12 protein-coding genes are annotated in these 15,199 nt (G+C 45.8%); 5 read left to right on the forward strand and 7 right to left on the reverse strand.

Annotation, left to right across the window (positions count from 1 at the left end; translation table 11 throughout):
- The first annotated feature begins 53 nt into the window (after nt 1-53).
- From GKS34_RS00745 to GKS34_RS00760, 4 genes are all read left to right on the forward strand, one after another.
- Nucleotides 54-1,466, forward strand: coding sequence for a Gfo/Idh/MocA family protein (locus GKS34_RS00745; protein ID WP_163382905.1), 1,413 nt, complete (start codon nt 54-56; stop codon nt 1,464-1,466).
- A gap of 11 nt (nt 1,467-1,477) precedes the next feature.
- Nucleotides 1,478-2,530 carry a glycoside hydrolase family protein gene (locus tag GKS34_RS00750; protein WP_240459140.1) on the forward strand — a complete coding sequence of 351 codons (1,053 nt, stop codon included), beginning with the start codon at nt 1,478-1,480 and terminating at the stop codon, nt 2,528-2,530.
- Between the two features lie 6 nt (nt 2,531-2,536).
- Nucleotides 2,537-4,084 (forward strand): sulfatase family protein, encoded by a 1,548-nt coding sequence (locus GKS34_RS00755; RefSeq protein WP_163382906.1) that lies wholly within the window; start codon nt 2,537-2,539, stop codon nt 4,082-4,084.
- A gap of 411 nt (nt 4,085-4,495) precedes the next feature.
- Complete coding sequence (locus GKS34_RS00760; RefSeq protein ID WP_163382907.1) at nt 4,496-4,825, forward strand: hypothetical protein; 330 nt, start codon at nt 4,496-4,498, stop codon at nt 4,823-4,825.
- A 761-nt stretch (nt 4,826-5,586) separates the two neighbouring features.
- Here the strand turns inward: GKS34_RS00760 and GKS34_RS00765 are convergent.
- From GKS34_RS00765 to GKS34_RS00795, 6 genes are all read right to left on the reverse strand, one after another.
- Nucleotides 5,587-5,919 carry a type II toxin-antitoxin system RelE family toxin gene (locus tag GKS34_RS00765; RefSeq protein WP_163382908.1) on the reverse strand — a complete coding sequence of 111 codons (333 nt, stop codon included), beginning with the start codon at nt 5,917-5,919 and terminating at the stop codon, nt 5,587-5,589.
- Complete coding sequence (locus GKS34_RS00770; protein ID WP_163382909.1) at nt 5,909-6,118, reverse strand: hypothetical protein; 210 nt, start codon at nt 6,116-6,118, stop codon at nt 5,909-5,911. Before GKS34_RS00770 ends, GKS34_RS00765 begins: the two co-directional genes overlap by 11 nt.
- 226 nt (nt 6,119-6,344) lie before the next feature.
- Nucleotides 6,345-7,541: an FG-GAP repeat domain-containing protein gene (locus tag GKS34_RS00775; RefSeq protein WP_163382910.1), complete on the reverse strand. Its 1,197-nt coding sequence runs from the start codon at nt 7,539-7,541 to the stop codon at nt 6,345-6,347.
- Between the two features lies 1 nt (nt 7,542).
- Nucleotides 7,543-10,629: a PVC-type heme-binding CxxCH protein gene (locus GKS34_RS00780; RefSeq protein WP_163382911.1), complete on the reverse strand. Its 3,087-nt coding sequence runs from the start codon at nt 10,627-10,629 to the stop codon at nt 7,543-7,545.
- A gap of 406 nt (nt 10,630-11,035) precedes the next feature.
- Nucleotides 11,036-11,833: a 3-keto-disaccharide hydrolase gene (locus GKS34_RS00790; RefSeq protein WP_163382913.1), complete on the reverse strand. Its 798-nt coding sequence runs from the start codon at nt 11,831-11,833 to the stop codon at nt 11,036-11,038.
- Between the two features lie 31 nt (nt 11,834-11,864).
- Nucleotides 11,865-13,382 (reverse strand): DUF4301 family protein, encoded by a 1,518-nt coding sequence (locus GKS34_RS00795; RefSeq protein WP_163382914.1) that lies wholly within the window; start codon nt 13,380-13,382, stop codon nt 11,865-11,867.
- 298 nt (nt 13,383-13,680) lie between these two features.
- Here GKS34_RS00795 and GKS34_RS00800 point away from each other — a divergent pair, with 298 nt between their 5' ends.
- Nucleotides 13,681-13,821: a DUF2256 domain-containing protein gene (locus GKS34_RS00800; protein WP_163382915.1), complete on the forward strand. Its 141-nt coding sequence runs from the start codon at nt 13,681-13,683 to the stop codon at nt 13,819-13,821.
- Here GKS34_RS00800 and GKS34_RS00805 read toward each other — a convergent pair.
- Nucleotides 13,804-15,138: a DUF5723 family protein gene (locus tag GKS34_RS00805; protein WP_163382916.1), complete on the reverse strand. Its 1,335-nt coding sequence runs from the start codon at nt 15,136-15,138 to the stop codon at nt 13,804-13,806. The genes GKS34_RS00800 and GKS34_RS00805 overlap by 18 nt on opposite strands.
- Nucleotides 15,139-15,199: the final 61 nt, after the last annotated feature.

Genomic DNA, 15,199 nt, shown 5'->3' on the forward strand with positions numbered 1-15,199 from the left:
TTCTGAACCGGTACGCAAAATGATAGAAACGAACAAAATAACCATAAAATAAAATGAACGATAAACGTAGACAATTTATCAAATCCGGCCTGGTTGGTGCAGCCGGTATTTCGATTTTGCCCTCTTTTGTATTCGGCAAACCATTGGGGCACGTGCCGCCAAGTGAGAAAGTCAATCTTGCTTGTTGTGGGATTGGCCACCGGGGCGGCAGCATCACCAAATCGCTGCATGAGACCGGGTTGGCCAATATCGTGGCCCTTTGCGATGTGGACATGGGAGCACCACATACTGAAGAAGTCATGAAAATGTTTCCAGACGTACCCAGATTCAAAGATTTTCGGGAAATGTTTGACAAGATGGGGAAGGATATAGAAGCGGTCAGTGTAGGTACCCCTGATTTTTCTCATTTTCCCATAACCATGCTGGCCATGTCTTTGGGCAAGCATGTTTATGTAGAAAAGCCCATGGCCCGAACCTTTCAGGAGGTGCAGTTGATGATGGATGGGGCAAAAAAATACAAGGTTGCCACCCAAATGGGAAATCAAGGGCATTCGGAAGCCAATTATTTTCAATTTAAAGCCTGGAAAGAGGCAGGAATAATAAAAGATGTCACCAATATGACTGCCCATATGAACGGTCGCAGAAGGTGGCATGGCTGGGACACGAATATTATTTCTTACCCTGATAAGCAACCAATACCTGACACGCTGGACTGGAATACCTGGCACACCACGGCGCATTGGCACGATTACAATGAAGATTTTGTAAACGGACAATGGAGATGCTGGTATGATTTTGGAATGGGGGCTCTGGGCGACTGGGGAGCGCATATCATGGATACGGCCCATGAATTTCTCGATTTAGGGCTTCCGGAAGAAGTGATTCCTACCCGATTGGATGGGCACAATACCTTCTTCTTCCCCATGGAAACCACCCTTGAATTTAAATTCCCCAAAAGAGCTGACATGCCTGCCATGACCATTACCTGGTATGATGGGCAAAACAATATTCCACCCGTTCCGGCAGGATACGGAGTCTCCGAATTGGACCCGAACATTCCACCTCCAAGCGACGGGCAATTGCAGCCGGCAAAGCTCAATCCTGGAAAAATCATTTATGGGAAAGACCTAACCTTTAAGGGCGGATCGCATGGCAGCACGCTATCCATCATACCGGAAGAAAAGGCCAAAGACATGGCTTCTCAGCTCCCCGAAGTCATGGAAAGCCCTTCCAATCACTTTGCCAATTTCCTGAAAGCCTGTAAAGGCGAGGAAAAGTGCAGGTCTTCCTTTGATATCGCCGGCCCACTGAGCCAGGTATTCACCCTTGGAGTCCTTTCCCAGCGACTCAAGGCCCATTTGAAGTTTGACCGGGAGTCCAAGCAAATTACCAATCACGCACTTGCCAATCAATTGCTGGCAGGCGTTCCGCCACGAAAAGGCTGGGAAGAATATTACAAGCTTTAAATGGCTTGTTGATGAATCGTTTTCAGCAATTCCTGCTGGTTACGCTATGCTGCTGGGGAGGGGTTTGCTGCAAGCCTTCCCCCCAGCTTCCCGTGGAGGTTTCGGTGGAACGCATGCAGGAAGTTTACGAGCAGATCAAAACCCCCTATAAGCATGGCGTGGTATTTCAGCACAGCGATACTACCAAACTGGTGGATAGTCCCACTATTTTCCGACACGAAGGTTTTTGGTACATGACCTACATCGTCTTTGATGGAAAGGGGTACGAAACCTGGCTGGCCAAAAGCAGCAATCTGTTGGATTGGGAAGAGCAGGGCAGGTTGCTCTCGTTTACCCCTGGTACCTGGGATGCGAATCAGAAGGCAGGTTACCTGGCGCTCGTTGACACCGATTGGGGTGCCGGAAACGAGGTAGCAACCCACGAAGGCAGGTACTGGATGTCATATCTGGGAGGGGCTACGGAAGGGTACGAAGCAGGTACCCTGGGTGTTGGAATGGCAAAATCACAGCACCTGGCCCTTGCCGAAGAATGGGAGCGGATAGATGCCCCGGTTTTGTTGCCCGGAGATTCGGCTGCCCGATGGTTTGAAACGGATAAAATCTATAAGTCCCACATCATACGCGATAGGGATCAACTCACCGGTTATCCTTTTGTCATGTATTACAATGCCAAAGGAGACACCGCCACCTATGAAAGTATCGGCATGGCGGGGTCGGAGGACATGATAAACTGGACCCGGATAGGCGAAGAACCCGTTATCACCCGTGGAGAGGGTATTTGCGGAGATGCGCAGATAGTCAAGATAGACGACGTGTATGTCATGTTTTATTTTGGCGCTTTCTGGAAACCCGGGGCTTTTGAGCGCTTTGCCTGCTCCTACGATCTTGTCCATTGGACCGATTGGCAAGGGGAGGACCTGGTGGCTCCCTCCGAACCTTACGACGCCGTGTATGCCCATAAGCCCTGGGTGATTCGTTGGGAGGGAGTTACCTATCATTTTTACAATGCAGTCGGAGACCAGGGCCGGGTGATTGCGCTGGCCACCTCCGTTCCTTTAAATTGAGAATCCATGAAAAGTTGGTTGAATTTTAGCTTTTTCCTGTACCTGATCCTTTTCCGTGGAACAGATGTCCTTGCCCAGGGTCTGGATGCGAAAGCGAATCCCCCCAATATTGTCATCATCTTTGCCGACGATATGGGATACGGGGATATCAAGGCCCTGAATCCCTTGTCCAAAATTGAAACCTCGGCCCTGGATGCACTGGTTGCGGAAGGCATTACCTTTTCCAATGCCCACGCCAGTGCTTCGGTGTGTACGCCTTCCAGGTTTGGCTTACTTACGGGAGAATACGCTTTCCGGACGCCAGAAGCGGCGCGGGGCATCAGTGGATTTGCTCCTTTGGTGATGCAGGAAAACCGCCATACAATGGCCAAATTCCTTAAAAACGCGGGTTATCGCACCGGTATCGTAGGAAAGTGGCACCTGGGTCTGGATTGGGTCACGAAGGATGGCAAACCCGCCGTATTGGATGCGGAAAGTGGCCATTCCAATGTGGATTATAGCCAGCCGGTTGGTGCGGGACCGAATGATTTTGGCTTTGATTATTCCTTTATCCACCCGGCATCGCTGGATATTCCACCCTATGTTTTTCTGGAAAATCACCGGGTGTTGGATCCCGGGGTGATCCTGACTACGGAGGTGTACCCCACCCGAAAGGAAAACACGGAATTTTCCTGGGATAAGAAACACAGCAACGACCAGGCCGTGTATTGGGAAAAAGGCGTGTGGTGGAGACAGGGAGAGATGTCCCCTTCCTTTCGGGTGGAGGATTGCCTGGATGAAATCACCGGAAAGGGCCTTGCCTTTATCGAACGCCAATCGGCAGATTCCCCGTTTTTTCTATACCTTCCGCTGACCGGCCCCCATACCCCTTGGCTTCCCTCGGAGGAACATAAGGGTAAATCGGGAGCGGGGCTGTACGGAGATTTTGTCATGGATATCGATCAGGTGGTAGCCAAAGTGAAGAAGCAGCTCGAGCGTCAGGGATTGCTGGAAAACACCCTGTTGATTTTTTCCAGTGACAATGGGGCCTATTGGCCTGAAGAAGAGATTTTATTGTATGGGCACGATTCTAATAGGGGAGTGCGCGGCCAGAAAGGCGATGTCTGGGATGGAGGCCACCGGGTTCCGCTGCTGATATCCTGGCCGCAAGGCATAAAGGAAAAGGCAACTTACCCGGGCCTGGTCAGTCTGACCGATCTTTTCGCCACTTTTGGCGGTCTGTTGAATCAAGAAATACCTGAAGGTGCGGCGATGGATAGCTACAGTTTTTTACCGGTATTGCAGGGAGATACGGGTTTCGTATCCCGTACCGAAATGGTACACCACTCCTCTTCCGGCATGTTTGCCATTCGGACGCAGGAATGGAAATACATCGATGGGCTGGGTTCGGGAGGCTTTAGCTATCCGGGTAGACTGGATCCCGAGAAAGGGGGCCCCCAAGGGCAGTTGTACCGAATCCGGGAAGACCCCTATGAAAGAGAGAACCGGTATGCCGATTATCCACAGGTGGTAGAACAGCTTAAATCACAGATGGAAGGGATAATTAATCGGTAACTTGTTTTTTTATTAAAACATTAGGATTTCGGCCCCCGACTGGGTGTAGAACCTTTAGCCCCTATTATTCCTAACCTCCTTTAAAATCGTATTCCATTATAAGCCATTTGCAATGGCTCACTAAAGAACGTCTTCGTAAACAGATGTCCAAAATTTTGAACAGTGTCTGGCTGGGGTTTGAAAATGTACACATGAAAACCATGCCATTGAACTTAATCGAACTGAAATGATCGAAAGTAGAATGGTTTACATTCATGAGAATCGGGTAAGAGCAGGAGTCGTAGAGAAATCAGAAGCTTGTAGGTGTTCAAGTGCAAAGAATGATGCTGGATTGGTAGGTTTGATAGCTGTAGATTGTTGGTGATTCCGTCCGATCTGCCATTACAAATTGGTACTGATAGAAGGGTGTAGTTGCAAAATACACCCAGCGAAGCTTCATTACTCGGAGCATTAGGAGCAGGCTTCGGTATTGCAGCTGGATTCTATTCAATTGCTAAAGGAATAGCAGATTTTAAGATTAGTTTAACTGACAATAAAGAAATAGCTAATAGAATTCCAGAAGGAATTTTGAATGCACCAGTTGGAATTACTTTTTCAAGTGTAGTAAACGACATCGAAGTTTCTGAATATGTTGAAGTAGGTTTGAGTGTAGTAGAAGGTTTTACCTCGTTTAGAGTTATTGATGCGACTAATTTTCAAAAATTAAACACCGTAATCGTAGGTAAAGATATTTCCATTTAAGCGATAAATTTTATTGATAAAGTAAATGAAGATGAGAAAAAAGATTAAAACAATGGGTTTCAGAAGGAGGTTTACAAGGAGAATGTTTAATTGGCTTTTGTTCTTTATTTTTTTATCAATATACGTATTCTTTAGTACTTATATCTTGTTTTTTATTCTTTTTTCGGTATCTATTATTTGCTTAAATATAATTATTTCCTTTAAAGAGTCTATCAACTATATAGAAGTTATTGAAATAGAGTCAGATATTGTCAAGGTGTGTTACTCATACAAGGATAGTCATTTATCAACTTTTGAATATAGGGTTTCTGAGATAAATATTGAGTATATAGGAAATGGTATAGGGTTTACCTCTATTTCCAGCCCGAGAATAATATTTAAAAAAGGGGATCAGATTGTCCTTAAGCAATTTTCTGTAGGTTTTTGGAATAGTAATTTAATGATAGAAATCGAGAAAGAATTTAGAAAGTATAAACCCTATAGTGGATCTTCAATATAAAAAATTATGGAATTACGAAATATAATAGGGGGCATGATTTTTTAGTGAGGTGGAGCGTATATCTCTTCTTTCGGATTATCCGGAGAGATAAAGTAGGTGTCCATAAATTTAATGCGGGTCATAAGATTGGTAGAAACCTGTTTATTTATGCTCTATTTTTAGTAGGGTTTATAACGGTAATGAGGGAGCTGTTTGTATGGTTGACATTCTAAAAGTTTGAGCAATTATTTAAAAGAAAAGTCCGACAAGCTCTGGCATTTTACTAATCTAGTTCCAAACTTTCAATCATCTCTTTTAGTTCATTGGGTTTTAGGTCAGTTTTTTCGCCTTTGTCGTAAATGGTAAGGAGGTAAACCGTTTCGGTAGCTATGTACAAATGAGTAACCACTCTTGCGCCGCCTCTTTTACCTTTACCTTTGGAAGAAATAGCCAGGCGAATTTTATAGCAACCATTTCCGATAAAAGTACCCCTTTCGGGATTTTGGGAAATGTCAGCTATCATTCCAGCAAATTCACTTTTCAGCGACGGGAATTTTTTGGACAGCCTCTTCAGTTCTTTCTCAAATCGATGGGTGGGGATAATATTATAACTCATCCAAAAGGTCCTGGGCTGATTTCAGTTCAAGTTTTCCCTGCTTATGTAGGCGCACCTGTTCGGCAGACTCCCTGAGGTCTTCCCAAAGCTCGGCGGCGGCAATCGACATGGGTTTTGCCTTTTTTATGAAGTCAAGGCTTTTTAGGACCTTTATGCCAAAAGCTGCCTGGTCATCGGGGATTTCGACTATTACTTTCATATTCCTTATTTTTTTGCATTTCGATATCCATACTTTTAGAAACATTGAAAAATCGACCAAAGTTACAAAATTGACTATAATCACCAATAAGTAAAAATAAATAAAAAATTGTCAGCCTTTCAAGGACTCTTTAAAGAAATCGTGTTCCAGTTTGATGTGCTGCCCTTCAGAAGCAACCTCTGAAAGATTAATTTGAAGCCTGCCAGCTCTTATGCGCTCCTTCCGTTTACTCCCTGATTTGTTCAAATACAAATACCCCTTTCTTGTTGGCTACCACGATATCCACCAACCCGTTGCCATTAAAATCTTCTGTAATCACATGGACTCCCACACCGGAATCTGTATCGATTACATGCGGGATCCATTGGGGTGCTGTTCCCGGAACAAATTCGTACCAGGACAGATAAGGCGTATCGTATTCGCCGGGGTCGTTGCCCATATGGGCAAAGTACCGTTTGCCAGTTACCAGGTCCGGATGCCCGTCGCCATTGATATCCACCAGTTCCAGTCCATGGGTTTGGGTAAAAGAATCGTCGATCAGGTGGGTTTCCCATTGCCCGGATTTTTTCTGTTCATGCCACCAGATACCCAATTTATGGGCGGATGAGGAAACCACGTCCGGAAGGCCGTCTTCATTAAAATCGTACACGTACATCTGAGCCGCCGGCTCGCCCAGGTTGGCGGTTTGAAATTTCCATGGCCCCTCGGTAGGGTCTTCAGGGCCTTCCCACCATCCTTCGATGATGATTAGGTCCTTTCTTCCATCCCCGTTGATATCTCCCAATCCCATACCATGGGAAAATTGGGCAGTTCCCGGACTTTCCTTTTCACTAATCGGATATTTTTTCCATTCCAGATCATCCGGGCGGGTCGGGGCCTTAAACCAGACCATTTCTCCCGTCTCCGGAATGCTGCCAACAAGGTCTTTGATGCCATCCTTGTCCACATCGAAAAAGCCGGCCGACTCGTTGCCCAGGGATTCAGAAATCAGGTGTACCGGCCAATGGCCGGCTTGGTTTTTAGGATTTTCAAACCATTGGACCTCTTTTCCCGGAAAACCAATCCTTACAAAATCAACCCAGCCGTCCTGATTGACATCCATGCCGTGGCTAATAAACGCATTGCTGTACCCTTTGTCGTAGTAAAATTCCTGCGGTTCCTCCAGTTCGTGGGTGGTCCAATCCGGTGCTTCGAACCAATAGGCTCCGGACATTACGTCCATCAATCCATCCTGATTGACATCACCGATGGCGGCTCCTTCTGCCAGAAAGGTACGGCTAAGGGTGTGTTTCTTAAAAGAAATGGTAGTAGCAGGAGCACCTGGGGTGTTTTGGCGGGCAAAGCAGGGTTCTGAACAAAGGCTCCCCATCAGTACGATAAAGGCGGCCGGAAATCTGGTGTCGATTGCGATTCGGGATAACATTTTATCGAAGGCTAAGTAGGTAATTCATTAAATCATTGAACTGTTCCTGATTCATTGTGGTGCTGAAATAATCGGGCATCAGGGTAATGGTAGAGGCGGTTTGCTCTGCGATGTCGTTTTTGGGAACGGAAAATTCCTGTCCGTTCTGGTCTGCCATCACGACTACCTTCCCTTCTTCCCTTCGAAAAAGCCCGGAGCGGGTTTGCCCATTTTTGAGTTTGAGGGTATAGGTCCGGAAATTCTCGGAAATGTTTCGGTTGGGATCCAATACTTTGGTTGCCAGCGCATCGAGCCCCCAATTGCCAATACCGTCCAGTTGTGGACCAATCATGCCTCCCCCTTCTTCAATTCGGTGGCACATGCTGCAATGTTGCTCGTACAAGGTCCTGCCGGCAAGCACTTGTGCTTCGCTCTGTTCAAAATTGTCTACACGTTCTGCAATTAATTTTTCACGTTCTTCGCTGATGGGTAGGAGGTTTTCAGTCAGGGAGGTAAATGCCTCTTTTTGGTTTTCTTGAGCTCCTGCCAGGAAGTTTTCTTCCACAGTTCGGTTTTTTAATAATCTTGCTGGTGCCTGCCCTTCCCGGATCAACGCTATCAGCCGGTCTTTTCCTGCTTTTTCAGAAGCCAGTAAGGCGGCGATGGTTTCCTGTAGTTCTAGGGGAGCATTGCGCATGCCGGCTGCCAGTAAGTTTAAAGTCTGACTCGCGTTAAATCTGGCCATAGCCCCGGCTATTTTGCGTCGAAAACTTAGTGTGTGGTCTGGATTAATCAACCATTCCTGCAAATAATTCACTTGTGCAACAGGGTCTGTTTCCACCAGGGCATTTGCCGCGATTACCCGAAGATCTTCCTTTAGGTATGGATTGCCTACCATCTGTCTTAGCTGGGGGACGTGCTCGCGGACTTTCAGAATTCCCGAAATTTCGGCAGCAAACTGCAAGCGCCCGATCTCTTCCTCACTAAGGGGGGATTTGGCTGAGAGTTGATCCAGAATTTGTTTGCTAAGTGATAGGTTCCAGTTTTTAATTTCCTGGGGCCATTCCATGCCCTGCTGTGCCATGCCCTCATTGATGGCCATGGCTTTTCGATGCATGGGTAGTCCGATTCCTTTTTGATTAGCTACTTGCATCAGGACATTCATCCTGGATGCCGGAAGGGTTCTTGCAACGGATGTCAAATAGGGTAAAAATCGGTTTTCCGGAGTTGAGTTGTTTTGTAGATAGGCAAGTAAATATTCTCCGGCTACGCGAGAATCGACGTCTGAAAAGACCAAGGCTACTTGTTCGGCCTCTTGTTCATTCCAGTTTCCATTGGCAATGGCCATCGCTATTTCTGGTTTTTTGGCATGGTTGAAAAACGCATGTTCCAGCGCATACCGAAGGTGGCTGTCTGCTTCTGGCGTTTCCATATAGGTTTCCATCAGAGGGCGAATCAATTCCACATCTTGGTGTAAGATGAGGTTTTCTGCCGCTACACGGCGGATATGGGGGCTGCTGTCCTTCAATCCTTCCAGCGTCCACTGAAATTGCGTTTCATTGAATGCCACTTGTTCCCCTAAAACCCGGTGAGCATGTACCCTTACCAAAGGATCCGGATGAATCAACATTTTTTCCAGTGTCGTATCAGATAAGGCGTCCATGCGATAAAGTGCCCACATTGCGTGAACCAGTTGCCGGGAGGGGCTGCGTTTATGGTTTACGACTTTCTCCAGTGAAGGAACGGCCTCCGTCTGATACCGGTCCACTAATTCATCGGTTGCCAGCAAACGGGTCTGTAGTACCGGATCTTCAAGGGCCTCTATCAAGCGTGCCATGCTTGCTCTGGACCAGTCCGTTACGGGTCTCTCCCGACCCTTATACGTGATTTTCCAAATGCGGCCGCTGGTACGGTCCCTTTCCGGATGATCCAACGGCACCTCATAGTGTCCAATAATGGGGTTGTAGAAATCAGCCACGTACAGCGCACCATCTGGGCCTACTTTGATGTCTACAGGGCGGAACCAGGGGTCTTTGCTAACCAGAAAATCTGCCTGCCGGGTTGCCTGTGGCGTGGAACCGGTAAAGGTCATGGTGCTTCTACTGATGCGGCAGGTAACCACATCGCCAGAATAAAAACTATTTTGATACGATTCGGGAAATTGGGTGTCTGTGTAATAAACCAGGCCTGAGAGTGCCGTAGAATTGAGGCCGTAATCCATCATGGTGGGCGCAAATCCCCTGTTGGGTTCTTTTTTTCCCCATTGGGTGTAATTTCCATTACGAATTAGCTGGTAAATGGGGAGAGTGTGGCAATCGGCGGAGTAATGGTATCCCAATTCATCCAGGTCTGATCCAAAGGGATTGATTCTGCCATCACTGGTTTTTTCTGCACGGCTTCCATCCAATTTGAAGCGAAAAGTATTGCCCGAGACCATTTTGATGGAATCCCCATCATTTCCTGCCACCGTCGAAATGTTACTAAACCCATGGGATGCGTGAATCCATCCATCAAAACCCCGGAAAAGGTTGTTGACCATTCCGTGAGTGTCCCTTGTTTCAAAGGGTCCCAGCAAAACCTCTCGCTTATCTGCCTTGTCATCTCCGTCCGTATCGTAAAAACGGTAAAGGTTGGGAATGCTAAAGCCCACAGCGCCACCCTTTACGGGTTGAATTCCTATGGGAATATTCAGATCCTCTGCAAAATGCGTGATTTTATCAGCTTTCCCATCCTTATCAGTATCTGTCAGAATGCTAATTCGATCCCTTCCCTGCCCTTCACCGGCCTTGATAGGATACTCCGAAGACTGGCTTACCCATAGCCTTCCTTTTTCGTCAAAGGCCATGTTGATGGGTTTGGTAATGTCCGGTTCGGAAGCAAACAGGGTCACCTCAAAGCCGGGGGGAAGAACGAAATCTGCCATTTCTTCTTCTGGAGTTTGAAAGGGTGTCGTTCGGACGTGAGCAGCATAAATGGGATCAGGATCCTCTTCCACATAGGTAGAGGCCCGGGGATTGGGAAGATCAACAGCGGTGGTAACCTGCTTAGGTTGCTGACAGGAATTGAGAATCAGCAGTGCCAATCCTGCGGTAATGTTTTGGGTTCTCATTAATTTAGTTAGGATAATGGTGACAATCCACCCCTTAACATAATCTTTATTCCCGAAACTTACAACCTTGCCCTGTTTCCATTTTACGAATGGAGTCGATATTTTAGGAATTGCAGTCGCTAGCTCCTGTCTTTGGTGGTTTTTAATAAGCCTAATCCAGAACTAAAAAAAATTAAGCCCAAAACCAAAAGGACGAGTATCGTTTTCCAATCCCCACCTTCAGGAACCAGAAAAAGATAAGCCCCATAAATGAGCGCTCCCAATCCTATCAATGTAAGCAAGGGGCCAAATATGCGTTTAAAGTTCATAGTATTTTAAAAAGGGAACAATCAAAAATTTTGCCAGAATGAAATACACCCTCCTAAAAAAAAACAGATACCGGTGGCTCCAGGTATTGCATACTGAATTAAAAGTCCGTGTCTGGTTCATCCAGTCTTAGCCTTTGAATCCATATATTCCGGAACAATACCTCGTGACCCTCGGCCTGAAGTTTAATTCCTCCGGGTCGGTCAGTGATGCCTTTTCCTCCATCTCTGCCGCCATCCAGACCTGAATTTGCTCCTCCCCATACCTGTTGAATGGATACGTTTTCGTGGATCTTTTCACCATTAAAATAAATAGTGGTCATCGGCTTTTCCGAGAGTTTTCCGTTTTCATCAAACCTGGCCGCGCGGAATTGGATATCATAAGCGTTCCATTTGCCCACCCCTCGGTATACATCATAGGGTGCTGCCTTTTCGTTGATAACCGCGGCCATGCCATGGTCGGTACTATCCCCATCCAGAATCTGTATTTCGTACCGGTTTTGCAGGTAGACACCGCTGTTTCCGCCTTCTTCTTTTATGAGAAATTCCACATGCAATCGAAAATCCGTAAATTTTTGTTTAGTGACGATATCGGCAGCACCGTATTTCCCACCTGCTCCTGCTGGGTCATTGGCACTAACCGCGTTGCCTTTATCTACAGGATCCGGTACAATTTCCCATTTTATAGGTAATTCGGCCGCAAGCCTGGGCCCCTCCCAATAAGTCCAGTTTTTATGCAGCGAACGTTTCTTACCATTAAAAAGCAATTCGGCCTCTTTAGGTGCTTCTGCGCCCACACCTGTCTGCGCCTCTGCTGGCAACTGAATCAATACTACCGATAAAAAGCTAACGAAAACACTAGCAAGGAATGGCCTGAAAATAAAATGTAAGTGGATCATGAGTTAATAGTTGGTTGGATAGGTTATCGGGTTATTGATGTACATCACGTAATAAATCATTAATAGTTTTGACCGGATTGAAGGTAATCAGCGGTACTTCTACGAATATCGAATTCCAGTGAGCCATGGAGCCGTTCCAGAGGCCGGGAAGCTCTTGTGCTTTTAGGTCCCTTCCGCTTTTGGATTTCTGGGTTATAAACCCGGTTTTTGGATCTCTGAAAGCCATCAGGTCAAATGCCTTTCCCTTGTAGTCCCGAATGCCACAGACCAGGTCGGTTGGATTAAAATGAGTAGCTGAATTGAATTTCGCTTGCTGATCCGGATCGTCCAGATTTAGCTGGGCGGTTTCCCCAATTTGCAAGGAAAGCGACCCATCCGCTTCTTTAACCCAAAAAGGTCCTCCACCTGGCTCGCCGGTGTTTTCGACCATTCCGCATACACGGATAGGGCGATTCAGTTTTTCACGAAGAAAGCTTGCTTTTTCTTCCAAGCCCATTGATGAAAAAGATTGGGGTAGTTTGCCTCCGATCGTTTCTGTAAATACTTTTCGTGCATTTTCTACAGATGATTCGCTGATGCCCTCGTCCAGTTCTTCCAATGCCTTAAATGTGCTGGATTGAGCTTGGAGCAAGACCCCACCAATGGCTTTTTTATACCGGGTGGTGGTATCTTTTAACCGGTCGGGGACCACGTTATCAATATTTTTAATGAAGACCAAATCGGCTTCAATTTCATTCAGGTTTGCCAGCAAGGCTCCGTGACCAGCAGGACGAAAAAGAATTTCCCCACCTTCTTCTGTAAAAGGCTGGTTTTCCATGTCTACGGCAATGGTGTCTGTAGCCTTTTGTTGCTGGGAAAAATCGATTTTAAATTTCACGCCAAACTTCTTTTCCATGGCAGGTTTTACTTCCGCCACCTTCTCCTCAAATTTCTTTTGGTGCTCGGGAGAAACAGTAAAATGCAGCCGAACGGTATTGTCTTTTCCGGTTCCATATTGGGCACCCTCTACAAAATGCTCCTCCACAGGCGTTCTGTTTTCATCGCCATAGGCATGAAATTTCAGGAGCCCTTTCGGTAAATTACCGTATCCGAGTCCTTCATCTTCGAGAAGAACGCGCAGGATGCCCGTATAATTTTTCGCTTTTAATGCGTCATCCAGGCTACTGCCTGTTTTTTTCAATTCCTTATCCAAATCCTCGTAAAACGCAAAAGATTTGATGGAATCAAAAAATTGCCGGACAAAGGAATCTTTTTCCAGCGATGGGTTATCTTCCTCCAAAAATCCAAAAAGGTTTTTAAACATGCGACTAGCAGCACCACTAGCCGGAACAAACTTCACCAGTACCTTGGAAGGAGCAGCGGCTTCGTAGTCTTCAATTGCTTTTTGCAACTTCTGCTTATCCAATACCCGAATTCCTTCCCCGATTTTTGCGGCATTCTGGATTTCTAAAAATGGGAAGCCTTGTTCAAAGTTTTTTAGCTGTTCTTCTACGGTATCAAGCGGCATTCCCTGAGTTTTGATTTGATTCTTTTGCTCGTTGGATAACATGAATATGGGTTGGGTTAAACGGTTTTTTTTGACAATCCAATATAGTAAATCCAATCGTGAAAGGCTCAATTATTTCCGGAAATGTGGCTCCGGGCGTTTACTACCGACACTTTTTTCCTTTAAAGGTTAAAATCATTCCTATCACCGATTTATTTAAACAAAATAACCGGGAATTAATTAAATGAATTCAACTTAGTCCTGAACCGATGAAATCGAGCATGACGAGAACGTCACACAGTGGGATGGTTAAAAAGCAGGCAAGATTCCATATAGCCATTTAAAAGCAAGTTATAATCTTATGAAAAGACCGCTTTCACAAAAAATTTGCCCGGTTTGTGGACGGCCGTTTACGTGGAGAAAAAAATGGGAAAAAAACTGGAAAGAAGTTCGGTATTGTTCCGAGCGCTGTAGCAGCAACCGCTTAAAATCCCCAGGATAATCCCATATGGACATCTAGTCGGTTACTGTCTGTCAGCAAACCGGTAAGGATGGACTGGCTGCCGAGAAAAAACCCTCCATACTGTATGCCTAACCCACCTGTCAATCCGGACACCTGGTGCTGCATCCAGGGTGAATATAGCTCCAGTTTGCCTGCGATGAACCGGGGCGTAAGTACCAGCAAATCAGAAGTGCTTAGCTGACTATTTCTGTTTTCATCTTGTATTCGCTTTTGAGCGTAAAGGGAAACCTGGAATTGCCGAACCGGACTAAACTCCACGTATGCAGCTAATAGTTGCGGCAGATGGATTCGGTTTTGCGAAATATCCCTTGCGATGGTAAAATAGCCACTGTCTACCAATTGCTGTTCGATTTCCTCGGCCGAACCCTCCAGGTTATCGATCCGAAAAGATTCGTTTTGTGGAATATTCATGGTATAATTCCGGGTGGTTTGATTTTCGGTAGTGGTCATTCCTCCCATATTTTTCATCGACAAACCAAGGTTAACAAACGGTTTATCTCCACGCTTCAACAGGTAATTTACCCCTAGATCCAATGCAAATCCTTTTGGAGTAAAGCCCCTCCATAAATCCGTATCGAAGCCTAGTCCGTTTCCAGAATCCCAGCGATCATCGTAAGAAAGGTTTAAGTTTCCCCGTGCGTCTGTCAGGCGAATTTGGTCCGATCCAGTCAGCAAGGTAGCTTGAATTTCATCCATGCCTAAATTGGCATAAGTGCCTGGGAAGAGTAGTTTAAAATGGCTTCCCAAGGACAACGACTGGCTTTCGGTTTTCCAGATCGATGTGCCAGCCATTACCCCCAATTCCATCCATCCCACCGCATTAATGCGTTGATTATAGGGAATATCCAGCTGGATCTGATCGGATGAACCAGAGGTACTTTCACTTACAATGGCGTCACCCAAATCGGGATTAAAATCAATAACATCTACCTTACCCTTGAGCTGGGAAGTAAAACCCAATGACCACTTATCAAATCGAATACCTACGGAAGGACCTAAAACAGCGAAATCAGTACGTAGATTTACCGGTTCCGAAACGGATTGAAACAGGGTTTCCCATTGACCAGGGTCTGAGATGATATCCTGAAAAGACAATATGTTGTTATCCAGAGCTTCTCCAACTGCAAAAAAGGATACCTCCACTTTTTTATTAAGGTTGTTTAACTCCGCGGGATTCATCAATGCATTGATCATGCCTTTGCGTTGGCTGTTTTGTATGCCTAAAAAACTTTCCTGCCCAAGGCTTAGGTTGCAGGTAAAAAAAAGAACTAACCAAAACAATAAAACGTACCTCATAACTTAATGATTTAAAAATTTACGGGAATAAAGTTAGAAAAATATCCATTGAAATCCATCG

The sequence above is a fragment of the Cyclobacterium jeungdonense genome (assembly GCF_010994275.1).
Taxonomy (GTDB): domain Bacteria; phylum Bacteroidota; class Bacteroidia; order Cytophagales; family Cyclobacteriaceae; genus Cyclobacterium; species Cyclobacterium jeungdonense.